Raw genomic sequence first — 22648 nt, forward strand, 5'->3', positions numbered from 1 at the left:
GCCGCGGTCAGGGATAGACGACGCGGTGGCACAGTGCGGGCAGGGAGCCGTCGGCGAGCCGGGGCAGCACCGAGGGCAGGTCGTCGAAGGCGCTCTCCCCGGTGAGGAGCGCGTCGAAGGCGGGGTCGGCGAGCAGTTCCAGGGCCAGGTCGAGCCGGTCGCCGTAGCCGCGCCGCCCCCGCCGGGCGAGGGCGATCCCGCCCACCTGGCTGGAGCGCAGGGTGATCCGCCGGGAGTGGAAGTCCTCGCCCAGCGGCACGCGCACGGACCGGTCGCCGTACCAGCTCAGCTCGACCACCTCGCCGTCGGTGGCCGCCACGCGCAGCGCGAGGGCCAGCCCCTCCTCGGTGGAGCTGGTGTGGAAGACCAGGTCGCGGTCGTCGGCGGCCTCCTCCGGAGCGGCGAAGCCGACGCCGAGCCGCTCGGCCACGCGTGCGCGGGCCGGGTCGACGTCGACCAGCTCGACCCGGGCGCCCGGGACGCGGGCCAGCAGCCGGGCCACGCAGCAGCCCACCATCCCGGCGCCGACGACCGTGGCCCGGTCGCCGAGGCGCGGCGCGGCGTCCCACAGGGCGTTGACCGCGGTCTCCACCGTGCCCGCGAGCACGGCCCGGCCCGGCGGCACCCCCTCGGGCACGAACCGCAGCGCGTCGGCCGGCAGCACGAACCGCGTCTGGTGCGGGAAGAGGCTGAACACGGTGTGCCCCACCACGTCCCGCGGCCCGTCCTCGACCACGCCGACGTTCAGGTACCCGTACTTGACGGGACCGGGGAAGTCGCCCTCCTGGAAGGGGGCGCGCATCACGCGGTACAGGCGCTCGGGCACGCGGCCCTGGAAGACCAGCGTCTCTGTGCCCCGGCTCACGCCCGAGTACAGGGTGCGCACGCGGACCTCGCCGGGGCCGGGGTCGGGCAGCGCGGCGGTGCGGATCTCACCCGCACCGGGAGCACGCACCCAGAATGCCCGTGCCTGCTGGCTCATGTTTCTCCTTGTCCTCGTCAGTCACATTGGACACAACTCTCGACACCCGTGGTTCCCGGCCCCATGGCCGGGGCCGGGCGCCGGTTCACTCGCCGTGGGCGATCAGAGCCGTGCCGCACTCACGTGAGCGCCACAGCCACACCACGTCGCGGCCGAAGGACCACAGCAGGGCGCCCAGGGCACCCGCCACCAGCACGGCGGCGGCCCACACCGGCAGCAGCGCCGGGGCGGCCGCGGCCAGGGCCGCGCCCTGCAGGGCGGCGACGCCCTTGCGCGCCTGGCTGGGCGGCAGTGGACCGGCCAGCCAGGGGGCGGCCCACGCCGCGGCGCCGAACACGTAGCGCATGGCGCCGATGACGAGCACCCACGGCCCGAGGAACTGCACGGCGTGCACGCTCAGGACCAGGATGAGGAAGGCGTCGGTCTCCATGTCGAAGCGGGCGCCGAAGTCCGACTCGGTCCTGGTGTGCCGGGCCACGAACCCGTCCACCAGGTCCAGGAGCAGGGCCGGGACGGCCAGTGCCACGACGGCCCAGGTGTGGCCGCCGTCGGCGACCAGCGCGGTCACCCCGCCGACCAGGACCGCCCGCACCAGGGTCACGCGGTCGGCCGGGCCCAGGGAGCGCCGGCCGGCCCGGCGCATGGCCCACCGCAGCGCGGCCGCGCCCGCCACCAGGTAGACCGCGCCCATCGCCCAGCCCACGGGCCCCAGACCCAGGCCCGCGGACGCCAGGATCCCCGTCTCCGGCGGGACGCCGGCGGCGACGCTCGGAGCGCACATGGCCGGTCACCCCAGCGCCGGGTCGGGTCCGTCCAGGGGCGGGTCCAGGTGTGGCAGGTCGTGTCCCATCCGGTCGCGCTTGGCCGTCAGGTAGGCCCTGTTCTGCGCACGGGCGGGCATCAGCAGCGGAATCCGTGCGGAGACCTTGACGCCGTGGTCCTCCAGGGAGCGCCCCTTGTCCGGGTTGTTCGTGAGCAGCCGGACCGAGCGCACCTCCAGGTGGCGCAGCACGCGCGCCGCCGGGCCGTAGTCGCGCGCGTCCACGGGCAGGCCCAGCACGGTGGCCGAGTCGACGGTGTCCAGTCCCTCGCGGTCCTGGAGGGCGAGGGTGCGGACCTTGGCCAGCAGCCCGATGCCCCGGCCCTCGTGCCCGCGCAGGTAGACCAGGACGCCCCGGCCCTCGCCGGTGATCCGGTCCAGGGCGGCGTCGAGCTGGTCGCCGCACTCGCAGCGCAGCGCCCCCAGGGCGTCCCCGGTCACGCACTCGGAGTGCACGCGGACCAGGACCTCCTCGCCTTCCCCCAGGGGGCCGAGCACGAGGGCGAGGTGCTCGTTGCCGTCCCCGGGATCGCGGAAGGCCACCGCCCGGAACACCCCGCGCCGCGTCGCCAGTTCGGACTCGGCCACCGCACTCGGGTCAATGCTCTGATCGCTCATACGCCCCTTCGATCCGTCGCGGAAGCGACTCACCCGCCGGGTTCCCACCCGCCGGGTGCCGAAAACCTAGCGGCGCCCGCGGGCGGGTTCAAGCGGTCGGATGATCGGAACGGTCGACGCACGCGTGGGCGCGCGCGGGGCCGGAGCGCGCCAACGCGGAGGTCACGGGGAGGTTTCGGCAGGGTCAGGACGGGTGGATGTGGTGGCGGAGAATTCTGCTCTCCGTGAGTAGACGACGGGTGTGTCCGACCTCCCGGACCGGTCCGCCGAGGCGGATCCGGAACGTGAATCCCGGATCTGCGGACGACGCGGCCAGACTCAGTTCCAGGTCACCCGGGTCCACGATGCGTCGCAGGTCCGGCCCCGTGTAGGCGGCCAGGTCCGCGTGGACCCCGAACTCCACCCTACGCTCGTCGCCCGGCTCCAGGTCGACGCGCGCGTAGCCGATGAGCCGCCGCACGGGGCGGGTCACCGCCGCCACCGGGTCGCCCAGGTACAGCTGCACCACCTCGGTGCCCGCGACCGGGCCGTCGTTGCGCACCGTGCACGCGACGGTGACCTCCCCGTCGGTGGCCACCTCCAGCGCCGGGTCCCCCGGCTCCTGTACGGTTCCGTCCAGACGCGGACGCGACCACGAGAAGTCGGTGTAGGACATCCCATGCCCGAAGGCGTAGAGCGGCGTGGGATCCACCGAGCTCACCTCGCTGCGCCCGGCCAGCGGCGGGCCGAGGTACGTCGAGGGCTGGCCGCCCGGACCGCGCGGCAGCCCGAACGGCATCCGGCCGCTGGGGTTGACGCGCCCGGAGAGCACACCCGCCACCGCCGGACCGCCCTCCTCGCCGGGGAAGAAGGCCTGCACCACCGCGGCCACCCGGTCGCTCAGCCCGTCCAGCGCGTAGGGGCGTCCGCCGAGCTGCACGAGCACCACCGGCGTGCCCGTGGCCGCCACGGCCGCCACCAGGTCGTGCTGGGCCCCGGGCAGGCGCAGGTCGGTGGCGTCGCAGCCCTCGCCCGAGGTCCCGCGGCCGAACAGCCCGGCCCGGTCGCCGAGCACCACCACGCACACCCGCGCCCCGCGCGCGAGCGCCACCGCCTCGGTGATGCCCGAGGTGTCGCCGTCGTCGACCCCGCAGCCGCGCGCGTACACGATGCCGGTGTCGGGCAGCTCGGCGCGCAGGGACTCCACCACCGTGGGGATCTCCACCCCGAGCGGCAGGTCGGGATGGGCCACCCCCACGTGGCTGGGGAAGGAGTAGCAGCCCAGCATGGCCTCGGCGGTGTCGGCGTTGGGGCCCACCACCGCGATCGTCCCGCCCGCGGACAGCGGCAGGACACCGTCGTTGGCCAGCAGCACCACCGACTCCTCGGCCAGGCGCCGGGCCAGGTCGCGCTGCGGGGCCGGATCCAGGTCCACCCCGCCCCTCGCCGCCCCGGCACCGTCCGACTCGGGATCCCAGTCGGGGTCCAGCAGGCCCAGCTCGCACTTCTGCCGCAGTACCCGGCGGGCCGCCCGGTCCACCAGCGACTCGGGGACCTCGCCCGCCCGCACCGCCGCCACCAGGGGGGCGCCGTAGCAGCGCAGCGTCGGCAGTTCCACGTCCACCCCGGCCGACAGGGCCAGCGCGGCCGCCCGCCCCTCGGACTCGGCCACCCGGTGAAGGGTCCGCAGGAAGGAGACGCCGAAGTAGTCGGCCACCACCGTGCCCTCGAAACCCCAGGTGTCGCGCAGCAGCCCGGTCAGCAGCTCGCGGTCGGCCGCAGCCGGGACGCCGTCGTTGTCGGTGTAGGAGTGCATGACCGACCGCGCGCCGCCGTGGCGCAGCGCCATCTCGAACGGCGGCAGCAGCACGTCGGCCACCTCGCGCGGGCCCACCGGGGCGGGGGCCAGGTTGCGGCCGGCGCGCGAGGCCGAGTACCCCACGAAGTGCTTGAGCGTGGCCACGATCCCGCTCGACTCCAGCCCGCGCACGTAGGCGCCGGCGATCGTGCCGACGAGGTAGGGGTCCTCGCCGATGGTCTCCTCGATCCGCCCCCACCGCAGGTCGCGGGCCACGTCCAGCACCGGGGCGAGCCCCTGGTGCACGCCCACCCGGCGCATCCCCGCGCCGATCTGGGCCGCCATCCGCTCCACCAGGTCCGGGTCGAACGCCGCGCCCCAGGCGGGCGGGACCGGGTAGACCGTCGCCTTCCAGGTGGTGAACCCGGCCAGGCACTCCTCGTGCACCTGGGCGGGGATCCCGAACCGGTTGGCCGCCGCGACCTCGCGCTGGGACCGCGCCAGGGAGCGCGCCCCGGCGGCCGGGTCGACCGGGGCGGTCCCGAACGGGCGGGTGAGCTGGCCGAGCCCGTCGGCGATCGCCTCCTCCCACACCGGGGGCTCCTCGACCATGTCGTGCTGGTGGGGCGCCACCCCGGTGCCGCTCTCGTCCGCGCCCACCCACAGGCCGCGCAGCTGAGCGGCCTTCTCCTCCAGGGTCATCAGGCCCAGCAGGTGGTCGACGCGGTCGTCGGTCGCCAGCGCGGGGTCGCGCCAGGCGTCGAGGTCCGTGGAGTCGGAAGCGCGCGTCATAGGCTCTCTCTCTGTCAGGGTGCTCCGGGTCGCGGAGCCTCGGGGGTGCTCGTGGCGGGGGGTCGCTGTCGTGGGCGCGTCCGTTGAGGGTGGTAGTCCGGCTTGCGCGGGACGCGCCCCCTCGGGCGATGGCGGGTGACGGGTGGGCGTCACTTGCCGCCGACCCCCATCAGTCCGGCCACCAGCGAGCGGCGTGCCACCAGGTAGACGATGAAGAGCGGAACGGTGGACAGCACCACGGCGGTGAGCAGGCCGGGCACGTCGACCCGGTACTCGCCCTGGAACTCGAAGAGCCCCATCGTGATGAGCCGCTTGTCGTGCGACTGGGTGAGGATGAGGGGGAAGAGGAAGCCGTTCCAGGCCTGCAGGGCGGAGTAGACCGCCACGGTGCTCAGCCCCGGCCGGGACAGCGGCACCACCAGCTGCAGGAAGGTGCGCACCGATCCGGCGCCGTCCAGGGCCATGGCCTCGTACAGCTCCTCGGAGATGTCGCGCATGGACCCGACCAGGATGAGCATGCACACCGGCAGCGCGAACGCGGCCGTGGGCAGCACGATCGCGGTGAGCGAGTCGTACAGTCCCATCTCCACGATGATCAGGTAGACGGGGATGATGACCGCCTGGGACGGGATCGCCAGCCCCAGCAGGAACGCGCGGAAGACCCCGTGGGTCCACCGGGTGCGCGAGCGCACCACGGCGTACCCGGCGGTCGCCGACAGGGCCACGACGATCGCGACGACGGCCAGGGTCACGACCGCGGTGTTGAGCACGAAGCCCAGCAGCCCGTTCTCGATCGCGGTGGCGTAGTTGTCCAGGGTGGGGTCGCTCGGCGGGGCCAGCGGTCCCTCGGACGTGTAGTTCTCGCTGCGCTGGAAGGTCGCCACGAGCAGGGCGTACAGCGGTACGCCCACGACGGCCAGCCACAGCAGCGATCCGGCGCCCGCGAGGAGGTTGGGGCGCCGACGGCTCCCGTTCGGCCAGGACCGGCGCGGCCGGACGGCCGACGCCGTGCCGCGGGGTCGGGTGGTCGTGGTGCTCACATGCCCTCCCGGGTGCTGCGCATCGTGCCGAAGCCGGTGAAGCGGACCAGCAGCAGGGCGATGACGGTCGCCACGACCACGAGGGTGAAGGCGATCGCGCTGGCGTAGCCCAGCTCCCAGCTGCGGAAGCCCGCGCGGTACATCAGGAACGGCACGATGGTGGTGTCGGTGCCGGGCCCGCCGCCGGTGAGGATCAGCACGGTGTCGAAGTAGGTCAGCGACCCCACCACCATCAGTACCGACGACGTGGTGATGGTGTGCCGCAGCTGCGGGAGCGTGATGTGCCAGAACGAGCTCAGCATCCCGGCCCCGTCGATGCGGGCCGCCTCGTAGAGGGAGGCCGGGATCTGGCGGGCGCCGCCCTGGTACAGGAGCATGTGCAGCGGGATGAACTGCCACGCGGTGACGAACACGATGGCGGCGAAGGCGCTGGTGGACCCGCCGAGCACGTCCACGGACCCCAGGCCCAGCCGCGGGCCGAGCCAGGCCAGCGGCCCGAAGTTGGGGTCGAGCATGGCCCGCCAGATGATGGCGATCGCGGCCGAGGACAGCAGCAGCGGCAGGAAGAAGATCGCCGAGAGCACGGCGCGGTTGCGCTGCGGGCCGGCCGCCCAGACCCCCAGCAGCAGAGCGATGGGGGTCTGGACGATCCAGTTCAGCACGGTGAGCACCAGGCTGAGCCACACCGCGTTGTGCATGACGGGGTCACCGGCCAGCCGCGACCAGTTCTCCAGGCCCACGAACCGCGGCGAGCCCAGCCCGCCCCACGAGGTCAGGGACAGGTAGGCCACCAGCACCATCGGCAGCGCGGCGAACATTCCGAAGTACAGCAGGGCCGGTAGGGCCCAGGCCCCGCCCGGTCGGCCCACCTGGCGCACGGAGCGCGCCCTGCGGGGGGAGGAGGGGGCGGGCGCGGCCGGCGCGGAGCCGGACCGGGCGGGGCGGTTCTGGGGCAGAGCTCTCATCGGTGTCCCACTCGTGTCGGTCCCGGTGGCGGAGCCGGTCACAGGGCCGCCAGAGCGTCGACGAACTGCTCGGGCGTGCTCTGGCCGTTGAAGAGCGACTCGATCTCGGTGACCATCGGCGTGGCGGTCTCGGGCGGCAGCGCCTGGTCCCAGGAGAGCTGGAAGTGCGGCGCGTCGCGCACCATCTCGTACTGGAAGGTGGCGAACTCGGGGTTGGGGCTGTCGGCGACGGCCTCCTCGGCATTGGTCGTGGTCGGGACCTCGCCGTTGGCGACCATGTCGGCCACGTACTCCTCCTGGGAGGTGTAGCGCAGGAACTCCTGGGCCTGGTCGGGGTGGGCGGTGTCGGCGGTGACGGAGAAGAAGTTGGTCGGGTTGCCCACGACGTTGGCGGGGTCGCCCTCGCCGCCCGGCACGGGCGGGAAGACGGTGTAGCCGAGGTCGTCCTCGGCGAAGTCGCGGTCCTGGTCCAGGTGGGTGGAGTACTCCCACGAGCCCATCAGGTGCATGGCGGCCCGCCCCTCGGACAGGAGCGTGGAGGCGCCGCCCTCGGTGTAGCTCACCGAGGCGTAGGCGTCGCCGAACGCGCCGCGCTCGACCAGGTCCCGCACGGTCTCGGCGGCCTCAAGGACGGCCGGGTCGCGCCAGCCCTCCATGTCGCCCTCGTGGATGCGCTGGAACACCTCGGGGCCGCCGATGCGGTCCACGAGGTACTGGAGCCACATCTGCTCGGTCCAGGGGTCGGCCCCGGCCAGGGCGAAGGGGGTCACGCCGGCCTCGTCGAAGGCGTCGACCAGGTCGAGGATGTCCTCCCAGGTCTGCGGCGGCTCGACGCCCACGTCCTCGAACACGGCCTCGTTGTAGAAGAGGATCACCGGCTGGGTGCCGCGCAGCGGGATGCCGTACTGGACGCCGTCGACCTCGCCCGCCTCCAGGATGGAGGGGATGAAGGCGTCGGCGAGCTCGGTGTCCTCGGCCAGGAGGTCATCCAGGGGCATGAGCATGTCCTGCTCGACGTAGGGCTGGATGCTGCCGGCGCCCCAGTTGAAGAAGACGTCGGGCTGCTCGCTGGAGCCCATGGCCGTGCGCAGCCGCTCCTCGTAGTTGTCGCCGGGGACCTCGTCGATGACGGCCTGGACGTCGGACTCCTCGTTGAAGCGCTCGACGGCGGCCTCCTGCACGACGACCAGCGTGTCCTGGTACATCCACACGTGCATGTCCTCGTCCGCGGCGGCGCCGCCACCGCCTCCTCCGCACGCGGTGGCGGTGAGGAGGGCCAGGACGGATGCGCCTGCTGCGGCGACTCGGGGGGTGGTCATGGGCAACCTCTCCGAAACTATCGGATAGTATTTCGATATCTGCGTGGCCCGAATTTACGCCGACGCAACGAGAGGCGTCAATACCGGTCAGGTTGCGATGCCCTGTGCCGGACCGCCCCGAAGCGCGTAGTATCAGGCGACGTGAGTGCAGACCCGACCCCCGGACCCGAAGGATCGACGCTCTCGGAGCCGGTCACCATCTCGAAAATTGCGGAAGCCGCCGGTGTTTCGGTGCCGACCGTGTCCAAGGTGCTCAACGGCCGGGCCGACGTGGCCAGCCAGACCCGGGCGCGCGTGGAGGAGCTGATCCGCCGGCACGGCTACCGCCGCCGACGCGGTCCCGGCGGAGGACGGTCGTCGATGATCGACCTCGTCTTCCACGAACTCGACAGCGCGTGGGCGATCGAGGTCATCCGCGGCGTGGAGAACGTCGCGCGCGCGGAGGGGCTGAGCGTGGTGCTCACCGAGTCGGGGGGCGAGCAGACGCCCCGCGAGGCCTGGGTCGACGCCGTCCTGGCGCGCCAGTCCACCGCCGCGATCCTGGTCTTCTCCGACCTGGCCCCCGAACAGCGCGCCCGCCTGGCCGCCCGCGACATCCCCTTCGTGGTCGTGGACCCGGCCGGGGACCCCGGGCCCGACATGCCCGCGGTGGGCTCGGCCAACTGGAACGGCGGGCTGGCCGCCACCCGCCACCTCATCGAGCTCGGCCACCGGCGCATCGGGGTGATCGGCGGTCCGCGGCCCGTGCTGTGCAGCAAGGCCCGCATCGACGGCTACACCTCGGCCCTGGACGCCGCCGGGATCGAGGTGGACCCCGCGCTGATCCGCTACGGCGACTTCCACGTGGAGAGCGGGCGCGACCGCGGGCGCGAGCTGCTCCGGCTGGACGACCCGCCCACCGCGATCTTCGCCGGCAGCGACCTGCAGGCCATGGGCCTGTACGAGGCCGCGCGCGAGCTGGGCGTGCGCATCCCCGAGGACCTCAGCGTCGTCGGCTACGACGACCTGCCCGTCGCCCGGTGGGTGGGCCCGCCGCTGACCACCGTGCGCCAGCCGCTCACCGAGATGGCCGAGGAGGCCACCCGGATGGCGCTCGCCCTGGCCCGGGGAGAGCGCCCGGCCAACCTGCGCCTGGACCTGGCCACCGACCTGGTGGTACGCCGCAGCACGGCGGAGCCGGCGGGGCGCTGACCTCCTGCCGGGCGTGCCCTGACGGCGGTCACCAGTCAGGACACGCCGGGGCAGGGCTCACGCGGGCAGGTCGGCGGCGGCCAGGACCTCGGCCAGCCCCTCGGTGCGGAAGTTGTCCACGACGAGGATCTGCGACTCCGGGAGCAGCCAGTACCGCTGCTCGTAGTAGGCGGTCGGCGCGTTCGGCTCGATCCCCGTCAGGCACGGGACGCTCCACACCCGGTAGTAGGCCATCCGTTCACCGATCGGGGCCAGGGACCGCTCCTCGCGCGGCGGGGTCGCGGTGGCCGCCTGGCTGTCGGTGCACAGCTCCATCCCGCCGCCGGGGTAGTACATCGCGTCCTCGGTGAGGCCGTCGGCGGCGATGGCCCCGGGACCGGCGATCTCCAGGTACGGGCAGTCCGTCCGGTCCTCGAACGCGCAGTCGCTGTCCGGGTCGGTGCCGACCAGGAACCACTCGTCGTCGATCTCCTCGCCGGCGTCGGTACGGAACGTGCGCTCCTGCCGGACGGCCTCCCACCCCTCGGGCAGCTCCACGGTCATGCCGCGGTACTCCAGTGTGCTGGTCGCCTCCTCCTCCGCCTCCGTCCACCGGGCACCGGCCAGGACCGCGTCGAACTCCTCGATCCCGTAGTCGTCCACGATGAGGATCTCCCGGTCCTCCAACAGCCACAGGCGCTGGTCGTGGAGGAGGAAGCCGGAGGAGCCCTCGTCGCCGATGTCGACGCACAGCGAGTGGCCCTCCGCGTAGGCGGCCACCTCCCCGCCGGCGTCGCGGTCCTCGCGCTCCCAGCGGGCTGACGCGGCGGGGTTCCCGGGGGAGGTGGCCACGCCTTCGGGACAGGGCATGGGATTGCTGCTCGGATTGAACGAGTACACACCGCCGGCAGCCCCGCTCTGCCGCATGGTGGCGTAGCCCTCGCCGCCGTGGTCGATGCCCTCCGGGCCGAGCACCTTGATGTGCCGGCAGGCCACGGAGCCGTCCGTGTAGCTCCACTCGACGCCGTCGCAGGCCTCCTGCCCGCCCGGGTACAGGACCAGCCACTCCTCGGTCGTGTACGGCCCAGGATCGGAAAAGACCCCGAACTCCTCCTCCACGAACTCCGCCGTCCACCCCTCGGGCAGGGCGAGCGACATGCCGCGGTACCCGACCCGTTCCGGCTCCGGCTCCAAGACCTGCTCGGACGACGCCTCCCCGCCGCCGAACGGCCAGACCGGCTCGCCGCTGTACAGCTGTCCGCCCACCCAGCCGCCGGTCGCGACGGCGGCGGTGCTCGCCACCGCCACGAGCGCGGCGGTGGCCTTGCCCATACCGGCGAGGGCTCCCGCTCCAGCGGCTGAGGCCGCGGCGCCGGAGGCCGTTCCACCGCCCGCGGCCGCGGCACTGGCGGCGGCCCCGCCTCCCGCGACGGCGGCCGACGATCCGGACAGCAGCGCCACCGACCCGGCGGCCGCCACCCAGGGGCCGGCGCCGCGTACGGCCTCGAACCCGGTCCAGGCGGTGGTGAGCAGCCGGCGCAGCCGGACTCGGGCGGCCTCACGGGTCAGTACCGGCTCGCCGGTCAGGGACAGGACGGTGCCGAACGCCTCGGCGGCGGAGGGCCGACGCTCCGGATCGCGGTCCAGGGCCCGGGCGACCAGCGCGCGCAGGTCCTCGGGCACCCCCTCCAGGTCGGGTTCGGCCTCACGCGTGCGTGCCAGCAGCGTGGCGGTGTCGCCCCTGCCGAAGGGCCCGTGTCCGGTCGCCGCGTAGACGACGAGACCGCCCCAGGCGAACACGTCCGAGCGCGGGTCCGCACCGATGCCCTCCAGGCGTTCGGGGGCGATCCACCCGGCGGTGCCGAACACTCCGGCCTCGGCCGTCTCGTCCCGCGTGTCCCGGGCGATCCCGAAGTCCAGGAGCCGGGGCCCCGCCGGGGCGAAGACGACATTGGCGGGCTTGACGTCGCGGCGCACGATTCCAGCGGCGTGGACGGCGGACAGGGCTTCGGCGGTACCGGCGGCGAACGAGAGCAGCCGGTCGCCGGTGAGCGTGCCGTGTTCGCGCACGTGTCCGCTCAGGGTGCGGCCCGGCACGAACTCGGTGGCCATCCACGGCCGCTCGGCGTGCGGGTCCGCGCCGAGGAACGCCGGAGCGCAGTCGGCGTCCACCCGGGCCAGCAGCTCTGCTTCCTGGACGAACTGCTCGCGAAAGACCGGGTCGGCGGCGTGGCGCGGATGGACGACCTTGAGGGCGACGTGCCGTCCCTCGCGGTCCAGGGCGCCGTACACGGTTCCCATACCGCCCGCGCCCACCCTTCCGACCAGGTCGAACGGACCGATGGCCACCGGGTCCGCGGGGTCGAGCGGGGCGAAGCCCTCGGGGAGCGGGGCGGAATGAGAGGTGGGGGGACCCACGTCGGGGGACATGCGCTGCGCTCCGTTCAGTCCGGGTTCCGGCGCGGCGCTCCGGAACCGAGTGACAGCACCAGCTGAGAGTCTCGGCGAAGTCGAACGGTTCTGCCGAAATGACAGGAAGGCTTCGTTTGCAACGAGGAGTTGACAACGTATCGTTCAAAAGTCAGAGTGGAGTCATGGACGAACACCGTGACGCCTTCACCCCGCCCGACCCAGACAAGGAGCGCCGCCGCCGCGGCTACGAGGCGCTGGCGCGCATCACCGAACGGCACGCCGGCGGCGAGGACCGCGTCCGCTGGGACGAGTACCGCAGGCCGATGGCGCCCTTCGACGCCGTACGGCGGGTGAGCGACGCGGCCGCGGGCAGCGCTCCGCCACAGCAGGGCGAGCCCGCCGTCGACCGCGAGGACCTCACCGCCGCGCTCTCCCTGCTGCCCACCGCGCGGGCCGAGTTCGACCAGATGGAGCTCGGCGTCCTGGAGATGGCCAAGGGGCGCGGCATGACCTGGCAGGAGATCGCCTTCGGTCTCGGGCTGGGCACGGCCCAGGCCGCCCGCCAGCGCCACCAGCGCCTCAGCCGCCGTGTCGCCCCCGACGCCCCGGGAGCCCCTTCTTGAGGTGGGAGGTGCGGGTGCTGTAGGCGTCGGCGACCTTGCCGATCACCCGCACCGCTGGCTGGGCCGGCAACCCGTGCTCAACCTTCAGGGCCGTGTAAGCGCGTTCCTGGAGGGCGTACTTGTGTGTGGCGCCGGTCGCGAACGCCACCTGGGAGGCGGCGCTCGCGGCCTGGTCGCAGGCACGCAGGGGCGCAGGCACGCAGGCACGCAGGCACGCAGGCACGCAGGGGCGCCTCAAGCGCCTCCGCCTGTTCAGGCGAGGACGGAAGTCCGATGCGCACGACCACCTTCATCTTCGAACACGTCAACGAAGTCGGGTCCTGCTGTGGGCCGAACCGGAGAATCCGTCGTACCGACTTCCCCTGGATCCTGGCGAAGGCCCTGAACGCCTGGGCGTCTTCGCGAAACGACGCTGAAGTCCAGGAGGATCAGGTCCGGCGCGCGGCCGTGGACCCCCGGACCACGAGCTCGGGCGTGAACCACGTGCGTTCGTGCCGGTGGTCCGGGTCGTTCAGTTCCGAGATGAGCAGGCGCATCGCCGAGCGGCCCAGGTCGAACTTGGGCTGGGCGACCGAGGTCAGCCCGGGGTGGACGAGGTCGGCGAAGTCGACGTTGTCGTAGCCGACGACGGAGATGTCCTCGGGCACCCGGATCCCGCGCCGGCCCAGGCCCTTCATCAGGCCCAGCGCCAGCTGGTCGTTGGCGCAGAAGACCGCCTGGGGGCGCCGCCGGGGACCGCCCGCCAGGACCGCGTCGACGGCGCGCTCCCCGTGGTCGGCGTTGAGCTGGGGCTGCTCGATGACCCGGACGGCCTGGTCGGGGTCCAGGTGCGCCTCCGCGCACGCCTCGCGCAGCCCGTCGTGGCGCCGCCGTACCTGTTCGATCGCGAACGGGCCGGTCAGGAAGGTGATCCGCTCGTGTCCCAGTCCGATGAGGTGCCGTCCGGCGGCCAGCCCGCCCGCGTGGTTGTCCACGCTGACGCTGCACCCGACCTCCTCCGACACGTCGCCCCGGTCCAGGGCCACCCAGGCGGTGCCCTGCCTGGCCAGCCAGACGAGGTCGGACAGGTCGTCGTCCACGGGCATGACGACGGCGCCCGCCGCGCGCTGTTCGGCGAGCAGGCGCAGGTTGCGGCGCTGGCGGTCCTGCTGCTCGGCGGAGTTGAGCAGGACCACGGCCAGCCCGGCCGTGGCGGCCTCCTCCTCGACGCCGCGCGCGACCTCGGTGAAGAAGGGGTTGGTGACGTCCAGGACCAGCAGGCCCACCGATCCGCTGCGGCCCGAGCGCAGGCTGCTGCCGGAGGAGTTGCGCACGTAGTCGAGCTCGGCGATGGCCGCCTCGACCTTGCGGCGGGTCGTCGCGGCGACGCGCTCGGGCCGGTTGAGGACGTTGGACACCGTGCCGGGGGAGACCCCGGCGTGCCGGGCGACCTCGGTGATGCCCACCGTGCGGCGGGTGGCGCGTGGACTGGTGCTCAAGGGTTCTCCACTGGGGCTCGAACGGTCGGGGCGACGCGCTCGCATGCTACTGACACGGCCCTCAGAACGTCGGTTCATGCTCACACTCGGATTGAAACGTGTCAATAACTTTCCGGAACCCGGTGCCTCCGGGCGGCGGAACCGGCGGCCCCGCCGGGGTCGAGCTGACGTCGTTACCAGCGTGATACCTGGGATTTCTCCGTGATCCCCTTGACGGGGTAGTGTGCTGGACTTAACATCCACTTCATATTAAAACGTTTTTGCACGAATCTCCTGAACCCCAGGAGATCGGTACTGGAAGAAGGAGGACGCACGTGACGGACGACCGATCACCAGTGCCTCCGCCCCTCGCGCTGGTGGACGTCACGAAGTCCTTCGGGAGCGTCCGAGCGCTACGGGGACTGAGTCTGCACCTGCGTGCCGGGGAGATCCACGCGCTCGTGGGCGAGAACGGCGCGGGCAAGTCCACGCTGGTCAAGACCATAGCCGGAGTCCACCGGCCCGACGGCGGCCAGGTACTGGTCGACGGACGGCCCACCGAGTTCACCGCGCCCGCCGACGCCCAGCGCGCCGGGGTCGCGGTCATCTACCAGGAGCCCACCCTCTTCCCCGACCTGTCGGTGGCCGAGAACATCTTCATCGGCCGCCAGCCGCGCACCCGCCTGGGCACCATCGACCGCGCCCGCATGCGCCGCGACACCGACGAGGTGTTCGGCCGGCTGGGCGTGGCGATCGAACCCGACCGGCCCGCGCGCGGTCTCTCCATCGCCGACCAGCAGCTCGTCGAGATCGCCAAGGCCATCACCCGCCACGCCCGCGTCCTGGTCATGGACGAGCCCACCGCCGCCCTGTCGGGCGTCGAGGCCGAGCGGCTGTTCACCGTCGCCCGCACCCTGCGCGACGAGGGCGCGGCCCTGCTCTTCATCTCCCACCGCTTCGACGAGGTGTTCGGTCTGTGCGACCGCATCACCGTCGTGCGCGACGGCGCCTACGTCTCCTGCGATCCCACCGCGGACCTGGACGTGGACACCGTCGTGCGGCGCATGGTCGGACGCGACGTCAGCAGCCTCTACCCCAAGGAGGACGCCGAGTTCGGCGACACCGTCCTGGAGGTCGAGGGCCTGAGCCGCCAGGGCGTCTTCGCCGACGTGTCCTTCTCCGTGCGCGCCGGGGAGATCGTCGCCCTGGCCGGGCTCGTGGGCGCGGGCCGCAGCGAGGTCGTCCGCGCGGTCTTCGGCGTCGACCGCTACGACGCGGGCACCGTCCGCGTCGCCGGCCGGGCCCTGCCCGCCGGACGCCCGCGTGCGGCCATGGCCGCCGGCATGGCCCTGGTCCCCGAGGACCGCCGCCAGCAGGGACTGGTCATGGAGTCCTCCATCGAACGCAACGCCACCGCCACCCGGCGGGGCCTGCTCAGCCGCTTCGGACTGCTCGGCGCCCGCGCCGAACGCGAGAGCGCGCGGGAGTGGGGCGCCCGGCTCCAGCTCAAGTGCGGCGCCTACACCGACGCCGTCGCCACCCTCTCCGGCGGCAACCAGCAGAAGGTCGTCCTGGCCAAGTGGCTCTCGACCGAGCCGCGCGTGCTCTTCGTCGACGAGCCCACCCGCGGCATCGACGTCGGCACCAAGGCCGAGGTCCACCGCCTGCTGTCCACGCTCGCGGGGGAGGGGCTGGCCATCGTCATGGTCTCCAGCGAACTCCCGGAGGTCCTGGGCATGGCCGACCGCGTCCTGGTCATGCACGAGGGCCGAGTCACCGCCGAACTCGACCGCGACCGGGCCGACGAGGAGTCGGTCATGTACGCGGCCACCGGACAGCGACCGAGCGAGGCCGCCTGATGAGCACACCCACCACCGCGACCACCCCCTCGGCCACGGGGGCAGCGCCGGCGGCCGCCCGGCGCACCGCCCGCCGCCGTCCCCAGATCCGCGAACTCGGCGTCCTGCTGGCCGTCGTCGTCCTCATCGCGGCCACCTGGCTGCACAACCCCGGCTTCCTCTCCCACCAGGGCGTGCGCGACCTGTTCCTGGGCGCCACCGTCCTGGCCGTCCTGGCCGTCGGCCAGGCCCTGGTCCTGATCACCAAGAACGTCGACCTGTCGGTCGGCTCGGTCATGGGCCTGTCGGCGTTCGGCACCGGTCTGCTCTTCGTCACCTTCCCGGGCCTGCCGGTCCCGGTCGTCATGGCCGCGGGCGTGCTCATCGGCCTGGTCTGCGGCCTGGCCAACGGCCTGCTCGTCACCGCCGTCCAGGTCCCGGCGCTGGTCGTCACCCTGGGCACCCTGTACGCCTACCGCGGCCTCAACCACTGGTGGGCGGGCGGCGGACAGGTCAACGCCCACGACATGCCCGAGTCCTTCCTCGCCCTGGGCCGGATCCCCGTCCTCGGGGTGCCGCTGCCCGCGGCGATCGCCGTGGCCGTCGTCGTGGTCGTGGGCCTGTACCTGGCCCACTTCCGCTCGGGCCGCGAGCTCTACGCGATCGGCTCCAACGCCGACGCCGCGCGCCTGTCGGGCATCCCCGCCGGCCGCCGCGTCATCACCGCCTTCGCCGTCAACGGAGCCCTGGCCGGGCTCGCCGGCGTCCTGTTCGCCGCGCGCTACGGCACCGTCGACTCCACCGTCGGCACCGGCATGGAACTGCAGGTCGTCGCGGCCGCCGTGGTCGGCGGCGTGGCCATCGCCGGGGGAGTCGGCACCGTCTACGGCGCCGCCCTGGGCGCCGTCCTGCTCACCACCATCACCGCCGCCCTGCCCATCTGGCAGATCGACCAGTTCTGGCAGCAGGCCGTGGTGGGCGCGCTCATCCTGGCCGCCATCGGACTGGACCGCCTGCTGGCGCTGCGCACGGCCCGCAAGCTTCGAGGAGGAGGTGCCCGTGGCGCCTGAACGCATCATCACCAGCCCGCCCGCCGCCCCGGCGGCCGGCCCCGACCGGCCACGGCCCGTCCGGCGGATCGCCTCGCTGCTGTCCCTGCGCGAGTCACCGGTCATCGCCGCACTCGTCGTGACCCTGCTCGGCGCGTCCCTGTTCGTCGACATGTTCGCGTCCGGACGCAACATCAGCTTCCTGCTGCTGAGCGTCGCCGCCATCGCCCTGATGGCCCTGCCGATGACCCTCATCGTCGTCACCGGCGAGATCGACCTGTCGGTGGCGAGCACGCTCGCCCTGACCAGCGCCACCCTGGGCGTGCTCTGGGAGTCCGGGGTGCCCATCGAGACGGCGCTGTGGATCTGCCTGGCCGTCGGGGCCGGCCTGGGCGCCCTCAACGGCGTCCTGGTCACCGTCATGGGGCTGCCGTCGCTGGCCGTCACCATCGGCACGATGGCCCTGTACCGCGGCCTGGCCTACGTCCTGCTGGGCGACCGGGCCGTGGCCAGCTACCCGCAGAGCTGGGTCAGCGGCGCCCGCGACCCCTTCCTGGGCATCGAGGGACTGCCGTGGATCGCGGTGGGGGTGCTGGTCCTGGCCGCGCTCTTCGCCGTCCTGCTGCACGCCACCCCGATCGGACGCTCGCTGTTCGACATCGGCAACAACGACGAGGCCGCGCGGTTCACCGGAACGCCCGTCCGATGGACCAAGTTCTGGCTCTTCACCCTCAGCGGCGTCGTCGCCGCCGGAGCGGGCGTGTTCTGGACCCTGCAGTACGGCACCTCCCGGGCCGACACGGCCTTCGGCCTGGAACTTCAGGTCGTGGCGGCCGTCCTGCTCGGCGGAGTGTCCATCTTCGGCGGGGTCGGCTCGGTCCTCGGCGTCATGTGCGGCGTCCTGCTGCTCGGCGTCATCCGCAACGCGCTCCAGCTCTTCGGCCTGTCCAGCGAGGTCCTGCAGATCGTCACCGGTCTGATCCTCATCGCCTCCGTGGTCACGCCCAACCTCGTGGCCAAGGTCCGTGCCAGACGCGCACCCGAACCCACGCCCGAGCCCGTGTCCGCACCCGCACCCGAACCCGCACCCGCACCCGCACCCGTCCCCGACTCCACCGACCGTCCACACAACGGAGAACAGTCATGACCGATCCCCTGCGCCCGCGCTACCTGGCCCTCGTCGCCGCGGCGGCCGCCGTGCTGATGACCGCCGCCTGCGGTGGCGGCACCACCATCGACGACGCCGACGAGTCGGGCGGCTCCGGTCCGACCGGTACCGCCGACCCCGACGCGGAGATCCCCGAGGGCCTGAAGATCGACTTCCTGCCCAAGCAGCTCAACAACCCCTACTCCGACATCGTCAACGCCGGTGGCGCCGAGGCCGTGGACGAACTGGCGGGCGAGTACACCGAGCGCGGCGGCACCGAGCCCACCGCCGACTCCCAGGTGGAGTACATCAACGCCGCCAGCCAGGCGGCCAGCGACGTCATCGTGATCGCCGCCAACGACCCCGACGCGGTCTGCCCGGCACTCAACGAGGCCCGCGACAACGGTGCCGCCATCGTCGGCTACGACTCCAACGCCAACTGCACCGACGTGTTCGTCAACCAGTCCTCCGACGAGCTGATCGGCCGCGCGCTGGTGGAGATGATCTCCGCGCAGCTGGACGGCGAGGGCACCTTCGCGGTCCTGTCGGCCACCCCCAACGCCACCAACCAGAACACCTGGATCGCGGCGATGGAGGAGATCCTGCAGGAGGACGAGTACACCGGCCTGGAGCTGGTCGACACCGTCTACGGCAACGACGACGACCTGGAGTCCTTCCAGGAGATGCAGGGGCTGATGCAGTCCTACCCGGACCTGGACGGCGTCGTGTCGCCGACCACCGTGGGCATCGCCGCCGCGGCGCGCTACGTCAGCGACTCCGAGTACAAGGGCGAGGTCGCCATCACCGGCCTGGGCACGCCCAACCAGATGCGCGAGTTCGTCCACGACGGCACCGTCGAGGAGTTCGCCCTGTGGAACCCGCGCGAGCTGGGCTACCTGGCCGGCTACACGGGTGCCGCGCTCAAGGCCGGACAGATCACCGGCGCCGAGGGCGAGACCTTCACCGCCGGTGAGCTGGGCGAGTACACCGTGGGCGAGGACGGCGAGGTCGTGCTCGGCCCGCCGACGGTGTTCAACGAGGACAACATCGACGACTTCGACTTCTAGCCCGCCCGTCGCCCACCACCGGCCGGGGGGCGCTGCGCGGGGGGCGTCCACCCTCAACGGACGCCTTCGGCGCGGTGGCCCGCCCGTCGCCCACCACCGGCCGAGGGCGCTGCGCGGGGGGCGTCCACCCTCAACGGACGCCTTCGGCGCGGTTGTCCTCTCGTCACCCACCACCGGCCGAGGGCGCTCTGCGAGAGACGTCCACCCTCAACGGACGCCTTCGGCGCGGTGGCCCGCCCGCCACCCGCCGCCGGCCGGGGGGCGCTGCGCTGGGGGCGTCCACCCTCAACGGACGCCTTCGGCGCGGTTGTCCTCTCGTCACCCACCACGGGTCGGGGCGCGCCCGGTCTCCCGCGGCGCGCCCCGACCCACACCACGGAAGGAAGACCCCGTGCAGCGCGTCTGCTTCGTCCTGAAGGTCCGCCGGGAGCGACTGGAGGAGTACAAGGAACGGCACGCCGTCGTGTGGCCCGAGATGCGCGCGGCGCTCAGCGAGACCGGCTGGCACAACTACTCGCTCTTCTGCACCGACGACGGGATGGTCGTGGGCTACCTGGAGACCGAGGACTTCGAGGCGGCCCGCGCGGCGATGGCCCGCACCGACGTCAACGAGCGCTGGCAGGCCGAGATGGCGCCGTTCTTCGAGGACCTGCCCGGCCGCCCCGACGAGGGCATGCTCCCGCTCACCGAGATCTTCCACCTCGACTGACCCGGCGCGCGGAGCGTCGCCCCACCCCCCCCGAGAAAGGCCCCCATGTCCCCCCGCAGACATCTCCGGTTCCGTGTCCTCGCCACCGCCCTCGCCCTGGCCGTCAGCGCCCCGCTCGCCCTCGCCGGTCCGGCGGGGGCCGCCGAGGCGCCCTCGGCCACGCCCCTGAGCAGTCGGACCCTGGACGAGCAGGCCCTGTACTTCGTCTCCTACGACGGCCTGGTCAACAACGGCTCCTACCAGCAGTCCGGCATCCTCACCCACGGCGACCACCAGTACGCCGCCTGGTACACCGAGTCGCGGCACGCGGTCCTGGCCCGCCGCCACCTCGACGGCGGCGAGTGGAGCACCGTCCGGCTGTCGCACCAGCTCACGGTGGACGACTCCCACAACAGCATCTCCCTGGGCGTCTCCGCCGAGGACGGCCGCCTGCACGTGGCCATGGACACCCACAACACCCCCGTCCACTACACGCGCTCGGCGGCGGGCCTGCTCGACGGCGGCGCGCCCTGGTCGGCGAACTCCTTCGAGCCGATCGGCCGCGACCTGGCGGGCCTGGACATCGGCTCCATCACCTACCCGCGCTTCGTCACCACGCCCGACGACGGGCTCCAGCTCGCCTTCCGGACCGGAGGGTCGGGCGACGGCACGCTGGAACTGGCCGAGTACGAGGGCGGTGACTGGGCGCACCTGGGCGCGTGGTCCTCCCCCGAGGGCTCCTACGAGGCCAACGGCGCGGTCAGTACGAGCCGCAACATGTACCTGCACGGCATCGGCTACGGCGACGACGGCCGCCTGCACGCGTCGTTCACCTGGCGCGAGACCGCCGCGGGCGGTGACATCCTCTGCCACCCGGGCGGGCTGTCCAACCACGACACCGGCTACGTCTACAGCGACGACGAGGGCCGCACCTGGCACACCGACGACGGCTCGGTGGCCGCGGTCACGGGGACCTCGCACCGGGTGTCCGTGGACACCCCCGGGCACGTGGTGGATCCGCTGCCGCTGAACTACGCGCTGATGAACCAGGAGTCGCAGGCGGTCGACAACGCGGGCCGCCCGCACGTCCTCATCAGCTACCGGCCGGGGCGGTTCGGGCACTGCTCCAATGACTTCGTCCGGGACCGCCGCAACGAGGGCTACGTCTTCCACGTCCACCAGGACAGCGCCGGACAGTGGCACAAGATGGAGATCCCCGAGCGGCTCCAGGCCTTCGGCCGGTCCCGGCTGGTCATGACCGAGGACGACACCGCGTACGTGGTCATGCCCTTCGGCCGGATCATGGCGGCGACCGCCGCGTCCGGCTGGACCGACTGGACGATGGTCCACGACGGCTCCGGCATCGACTCCTTCGGCGAGGTGCTCGTGGACGAGTCCCGGGTCGCCGCCGAGGGCGTGCTGTCGATCCTGTACCAGGAGGCTGGCGACCGTCCCTCCAGCCCCATCCGCGTCGCCGACTTCCAGCTCGGCTGACCAGCTGACCGGCCGGTCCGGTCGCACCGATGCATCCGGGGCCCGTGCCACGCGCACGGGCCCCGGCGCCGTCTCCGCACACTCCGTCCACAGGCGGTGTGTCGGCGATGGGTCCGGCCGGTGCCGTCCGGCTCCGCACCGACGCGGTGCGGAGCGCTGATCAGTGCACGTAGGGCCAGCCGGAGGAGTCCCAGCCGAGCCAGTTGAGGCCCAGCAGCGCCGTGCCGTCGTCGGCGTAGTAGTGGTAGGCCAGGATGTCGCTGTCGGTGTCGGCGAAGACGTCCTGGTGGCCGGGGCCGTGGATGCCGCCGTGGCCGGACAGGACCTCGGTGCCGCCGCCGGAGGTCATGGCGGTGCCGTCGCGGTCGCGGTAGGGGCCGGTGATGGACCTGGAGCGGCCGACCATGATGCGGTAGGTGCTGTTCGCGCCGTCGCAGCACCGGTCGAAGGAGACGAACAGGTAGTACCAGCCGCCGCGGTGGAAGAGGGTCGGGGCCTCGATGGCTCCGCCCCCGCGCCCGGCGATCGAGTACAGGTTCCCGTCCCGGCGCCTGCCGGTCGCCGGATCGATGCGGACCATCTTGAGCCCGGACCAGAACGAGCCGAACGCCATCCACCACCGGCCCAGCGCGTCCACCTGCAGGTGCGGGTCGATGGCGTTGTAGTCGTTGGAGGTGAACGACTCGATGACCAGGCCCTCGTCGCGCCAGGTTCCGGAGTTCCCGCTGGTGCTGGTGGCCAGGAAGATCGCGGACCGGTTGGAGCCGAAGGTCGAGGCGGAGTAGTAGAGGTGGTAGCGCCCGTTGAGGTGGGACAGGTGCGGCGCCCACAGGTTGCGGTCGCCGCCCGTGTAGGGGGTGGTCCACGGTGCGCCGTCGGGGAAGACCGGGCCGGCGTCCCTGAACTCCGTCCGGTCGGTGGAGGTCTTCAGTGCCACGCCGTGGCCCGTGTGGGCGACCAGGTACCCGCCGTCGGGCCGCTTGACGAAGGACGGGTCGTGCACGCGGATGTCCCCGGTCACGCGGCCGGGGCCGGGGTAGTCGGCCGCCGAGGCGGGTGGGGGAGCGGCGGCGACGGCCGGGATCGCTGACAGCGCTCCCGTCGCCAGGGCCGCGCCCAGCATCGTGCGGCGGGAGGGGAACGCGGAGGGGGTGCGGGGGTGTCGCGTCATGGGGGAGCCTCCTCGGCTCGGTGCGTGTCCCGACTGGAGGAGTCGGAACCGCGATGGTTCTGTTAGCGCTAACATCGCGCGCCGACGGTGGGGTCGTGGGGGCGAGTGGTGATGGGGCCGACGGGCGCCGCGCGTCACGTCTCGGGCCGCCTCGGCCCGGTGGTCCGCCGGTCGGCTGGTCGGGCACGGGGGGTGGTGTGCCGTGGGGGGGGCGGGGGG

General features: G+C 72.9%; 19 protein-coding genes. 8 read left to right on the top strand and 11 right to left on the bottom strand.

The window, feature by feature from the left end; all coding sequences use genetic code 11:
- Nucleotides 1-7: 7 nt before the first annotated feature.
- The 7 genes from ADL05_RS14570 to ADL05_RS14600 form a co-directional block, all read right to left on the bottom strand.
- Complete coding sequence (locus tag ADL05_RS14570) at nt 8-982, bottom strand: zinc-binding alcohol dehydrogenase (protein ID WP_053617502.1); 975 nt, start codon at nt 980-982, stop codon at nt 8-10.
- Nucleotides 983-1067: 85 nt separating this feature from the next.
- Complete coding sequence (locus tag ADL05_RS14575; RefSeq protein WP_053617503.1) at nt 1068-1763, bottom strand: CDP-alcohol phosphatidyltransferase family protein; 696 nt, start codon at nt 1761-1763, stop codon at nt 1068-1070.
- Nucleotides 1764-1769: 6 nt separating this feature from the next.
- Nucleotides 1770-2420, bottom strand: coding sequence for a GTP cyclohydrolase II (gene ribA, locus ADL05_RS14580; protein ID WP_053617504.1), 651 nt, complete (start codon nt 2418-2420; stop codon nt 1770-1772).
- A gap of 184 nt (nt 2421-2604) precedes the next feature.
- A complete protein-coding gene (locus tag ADL05_RS14585; protein WP_053617505.1) occupies nt 2605-4989 on the bottom strand; it encodes a glycoside hydrolase family 3 N-terminal domain-containing protein in 2385 nt (794 codons plus the stop codon).
- A 149-nt stretch (nt 4990-5138) separates the two neighbouring features.
- Nucleotides 5139-6029 carry a carbohydrate ABC transporter permease gene (locus ADL05_RS14590; protein ID WP_082376401.1) on the bottom strand — a complete coding sequence of 297 codons (891 nt, stop codon included), beginning with the start codon at nt 6027-6029 and terminating at the stop codon, nt 5139-5141.
- Nucleotides 6026-6994: a carbohydrate ABC transporter permease gene (locus ADL05_RS14595; protein WP_053617506.1), complete on the bottom strand. Its 969-nt coding sequence runs from the start codon at nt 6992-6994 to the stop codon at nt 6026-6028. The genes ADL05_RS14590 and ADL05_RS14595 overlap by 4 nt, the downstream gene beginning before the upstream one ends.
- A gap of 38 nt (nt 6995-7032) precedes the next feature.
- Nucleotides 7033-8313: an ABC transporter substrate-binding protein gene (locus ADL05_RS14600; protein ID WP_053617507.1), complete on the bottom strand. Its 1281-nt coding sequence runs from the start codon at nt 8311-8313 to the stop codon at nt 7033-7035.
- 198 nt (nt 8314-8511) lie between these two features.
- Here ADL05_RS14600 and ADL05_RS14605 point away from each other — a divergent pair, with 198 nt between their 5' ends.
- Nucleotides 8512-9504 (top strand): LacI family DNA-binding transcriptional regulator, encoded by a 993-nt coding sequence (locus ADL05_RS14605; RefSeq protein ID WP_082376408.1) that lies wholly within the window; start codon nt 8512-8514, stop codon nt 9502-9504.
- Between the two features lie 57 nt (nt 9505-9561).
- Here ADL05_RS14605 and ADL05_RS14610 read toward each other — a convergent pair whose 3' ends face one another.
- A complete protein-coding gene (locus ADL05_RS14610; RefSeq protein ID WP_053617509.1) occupies nt 9562-11913 on the bottom strand; it encodes a serine/threonine-protein kinase in 2352 nt (783 codons plus the stop codon).
- Between the two features lie 164 nt (nt 11914-12077).
- Between ADL05_RS14610 and ADL05_RS14615 the strand changes: the two genes are divergently transcribed.
- Nucleotides 12078-12518 carry a hypothetical protein gene (locus ADL05_RS14615; protein WP_053617510.1) on the top strand — a complete coding sequence of 147 codons (441 nt, stop codon included), beginning with the start codon at nt 12078-12080 and terminating at the stop codon, nt 12516-12518.
- Here ADL05_RS14615 and ADL05_RS30570 read toward each other — a convergent pair.
- Together ADL05_RS30570 and ADL05_RS14620 are read right to left on the bottom strand one after the other, a co-directional pair.
- The gene (locus ADL05_RS30570) at nt 12475-12717 is read right to left on the bottom strand and encodes a hypothetical protein (RefSeq protein WP_197285803.1); all 243 of its coding nucleotides are present in this window, start codon (nt 12715-12717) and stop codon (nt 12475-12477) included. The two genes, ADL05_RS14615 and ADL05_RS30570, sit on opposite strands and share 44 nt — an antisense overlap.
- A gap of 229 nt (nt 12718-12946) precedes the next feature.
- Complete coding sequence (locus tag ADL05_RS14620; protein ID WP_231640753.1) at nt 12947-13996, bottom strand: LacI family DNA-binding transcriptional regulator; 1050 nt, start codon at nt 13994-13996, stop codon at nt 12947-12949.
- A 314-nt stretch (nt 13997-14310) separates the two neighbouring features.
- Here ADL05_RS14620 and ADL05_RS14625 point away from each other — a divergent pair, with 314 nt between their 5' ends.
- The 6 genes from ADL05_RS14625 (at nt 14311) to ADL05_RS14650 (ending at nt 21258) form a co-directional block, all read left to right on the top strand.
- Nucleotides 14311-15834, top strand: a complete 1524-nt coding sequence (locus ADL05_RS14625; protein WP_053617512.1) for a sugar ABC transporter ATP-binding protein — start codon at nt 14311-14313, stop codon at nt 15832-15834.
- The gene (locus ADL05_RS14630; protein ID WP_197285804.1) at nt 15834-16883 is read left to right on the top strand and encodes an ABC transporter permease; all 1050 of its coding nucleotides are present in this window, start codon (nt 15834-15836) and stop codon (nt 16881-16883) included. The genes ADL05_RS14625 and ADL05_RS14630 overlap by 1 nt, the downstream gene beginning before the upstream one ends.
- Complete coding sequence (locus ADL05_RS14635) at nt 16867-18009, top strand: ABC transporter permease (protein ID WP_053617513.1); 1143 nt, start codon at nt 16867-16869, stop codon at nt 18007-18009. The genes ADL05_RS14630 and ADL05_RS14635 overlap by 17 nt, the downstream gene beginning before the upstream one ends.
- A complete protein-coding gene (rhaS, locus tag ADL05_RS14640) occupies nt 18006-19076 on the top strand; it encodes a rhamnose ABC transporter substrate-binding protein (protein WP_053617514.1) in 1071 nt (356 codons plus the stop codon). The genes ADL05_RS14635 and rhaS overlap by 4 nt, the downstream gene beginning before the upstream one ends.
- 391 nt (nt 19077-19467) lie before the next feature.
- Nucleotides 19468-19785 carry an L-rhamnose mutarotase gene (locus ADL05_RS14645; protein WP_053617515.1) on the top strand — a complete coding sequence of 106 codons (318 nt, stop codon included), beginning with the start codon at nt 19468-19470 and terminating at the stop codon, nt 19783-19785.
- A gap of 45 nt (nt 19786-19830) precedes the next feature.
- On the top strand, nt 19831-21258 hold the full coding sequence (locus tag ADL05_RS14650) for a BNR repeat-containing protein (protein WP_053617516.1): 1428 nt from the start codon (nt 19831-19833) through the stop codon (nt 21256-21258).
- 160 nt (nt 21259-21418) lie between these two features.
- Here ADL05_RS14650 and ADL05_RS14655 read toward each other — a convergent pair whose 3' ends face one another.
- Nucleotides 21419-22429, bottom strand: a complete 1011-nt coding sequence (locus ADL05_RS14655; RefSeq protein ID WP_082376403.1) for an arabinan endo-1,5-alpha-L-arabinosidase — start codon at nt 22427-22429, stop codon at nt 21419-21421.
- Nucleotides 22430-22648: the final 219 nt, after the last annotated feature.

The organism is Nocardiopsis sp. NRRL B-16309 (assembly GCF_001279585.1).
Taxonomy (GTDB): domain Bacteria; phylum Actinomycetota; class Actinomycetes; order Streptosporangiales; family Streptosporangiaceae; genus Nocardiopsis.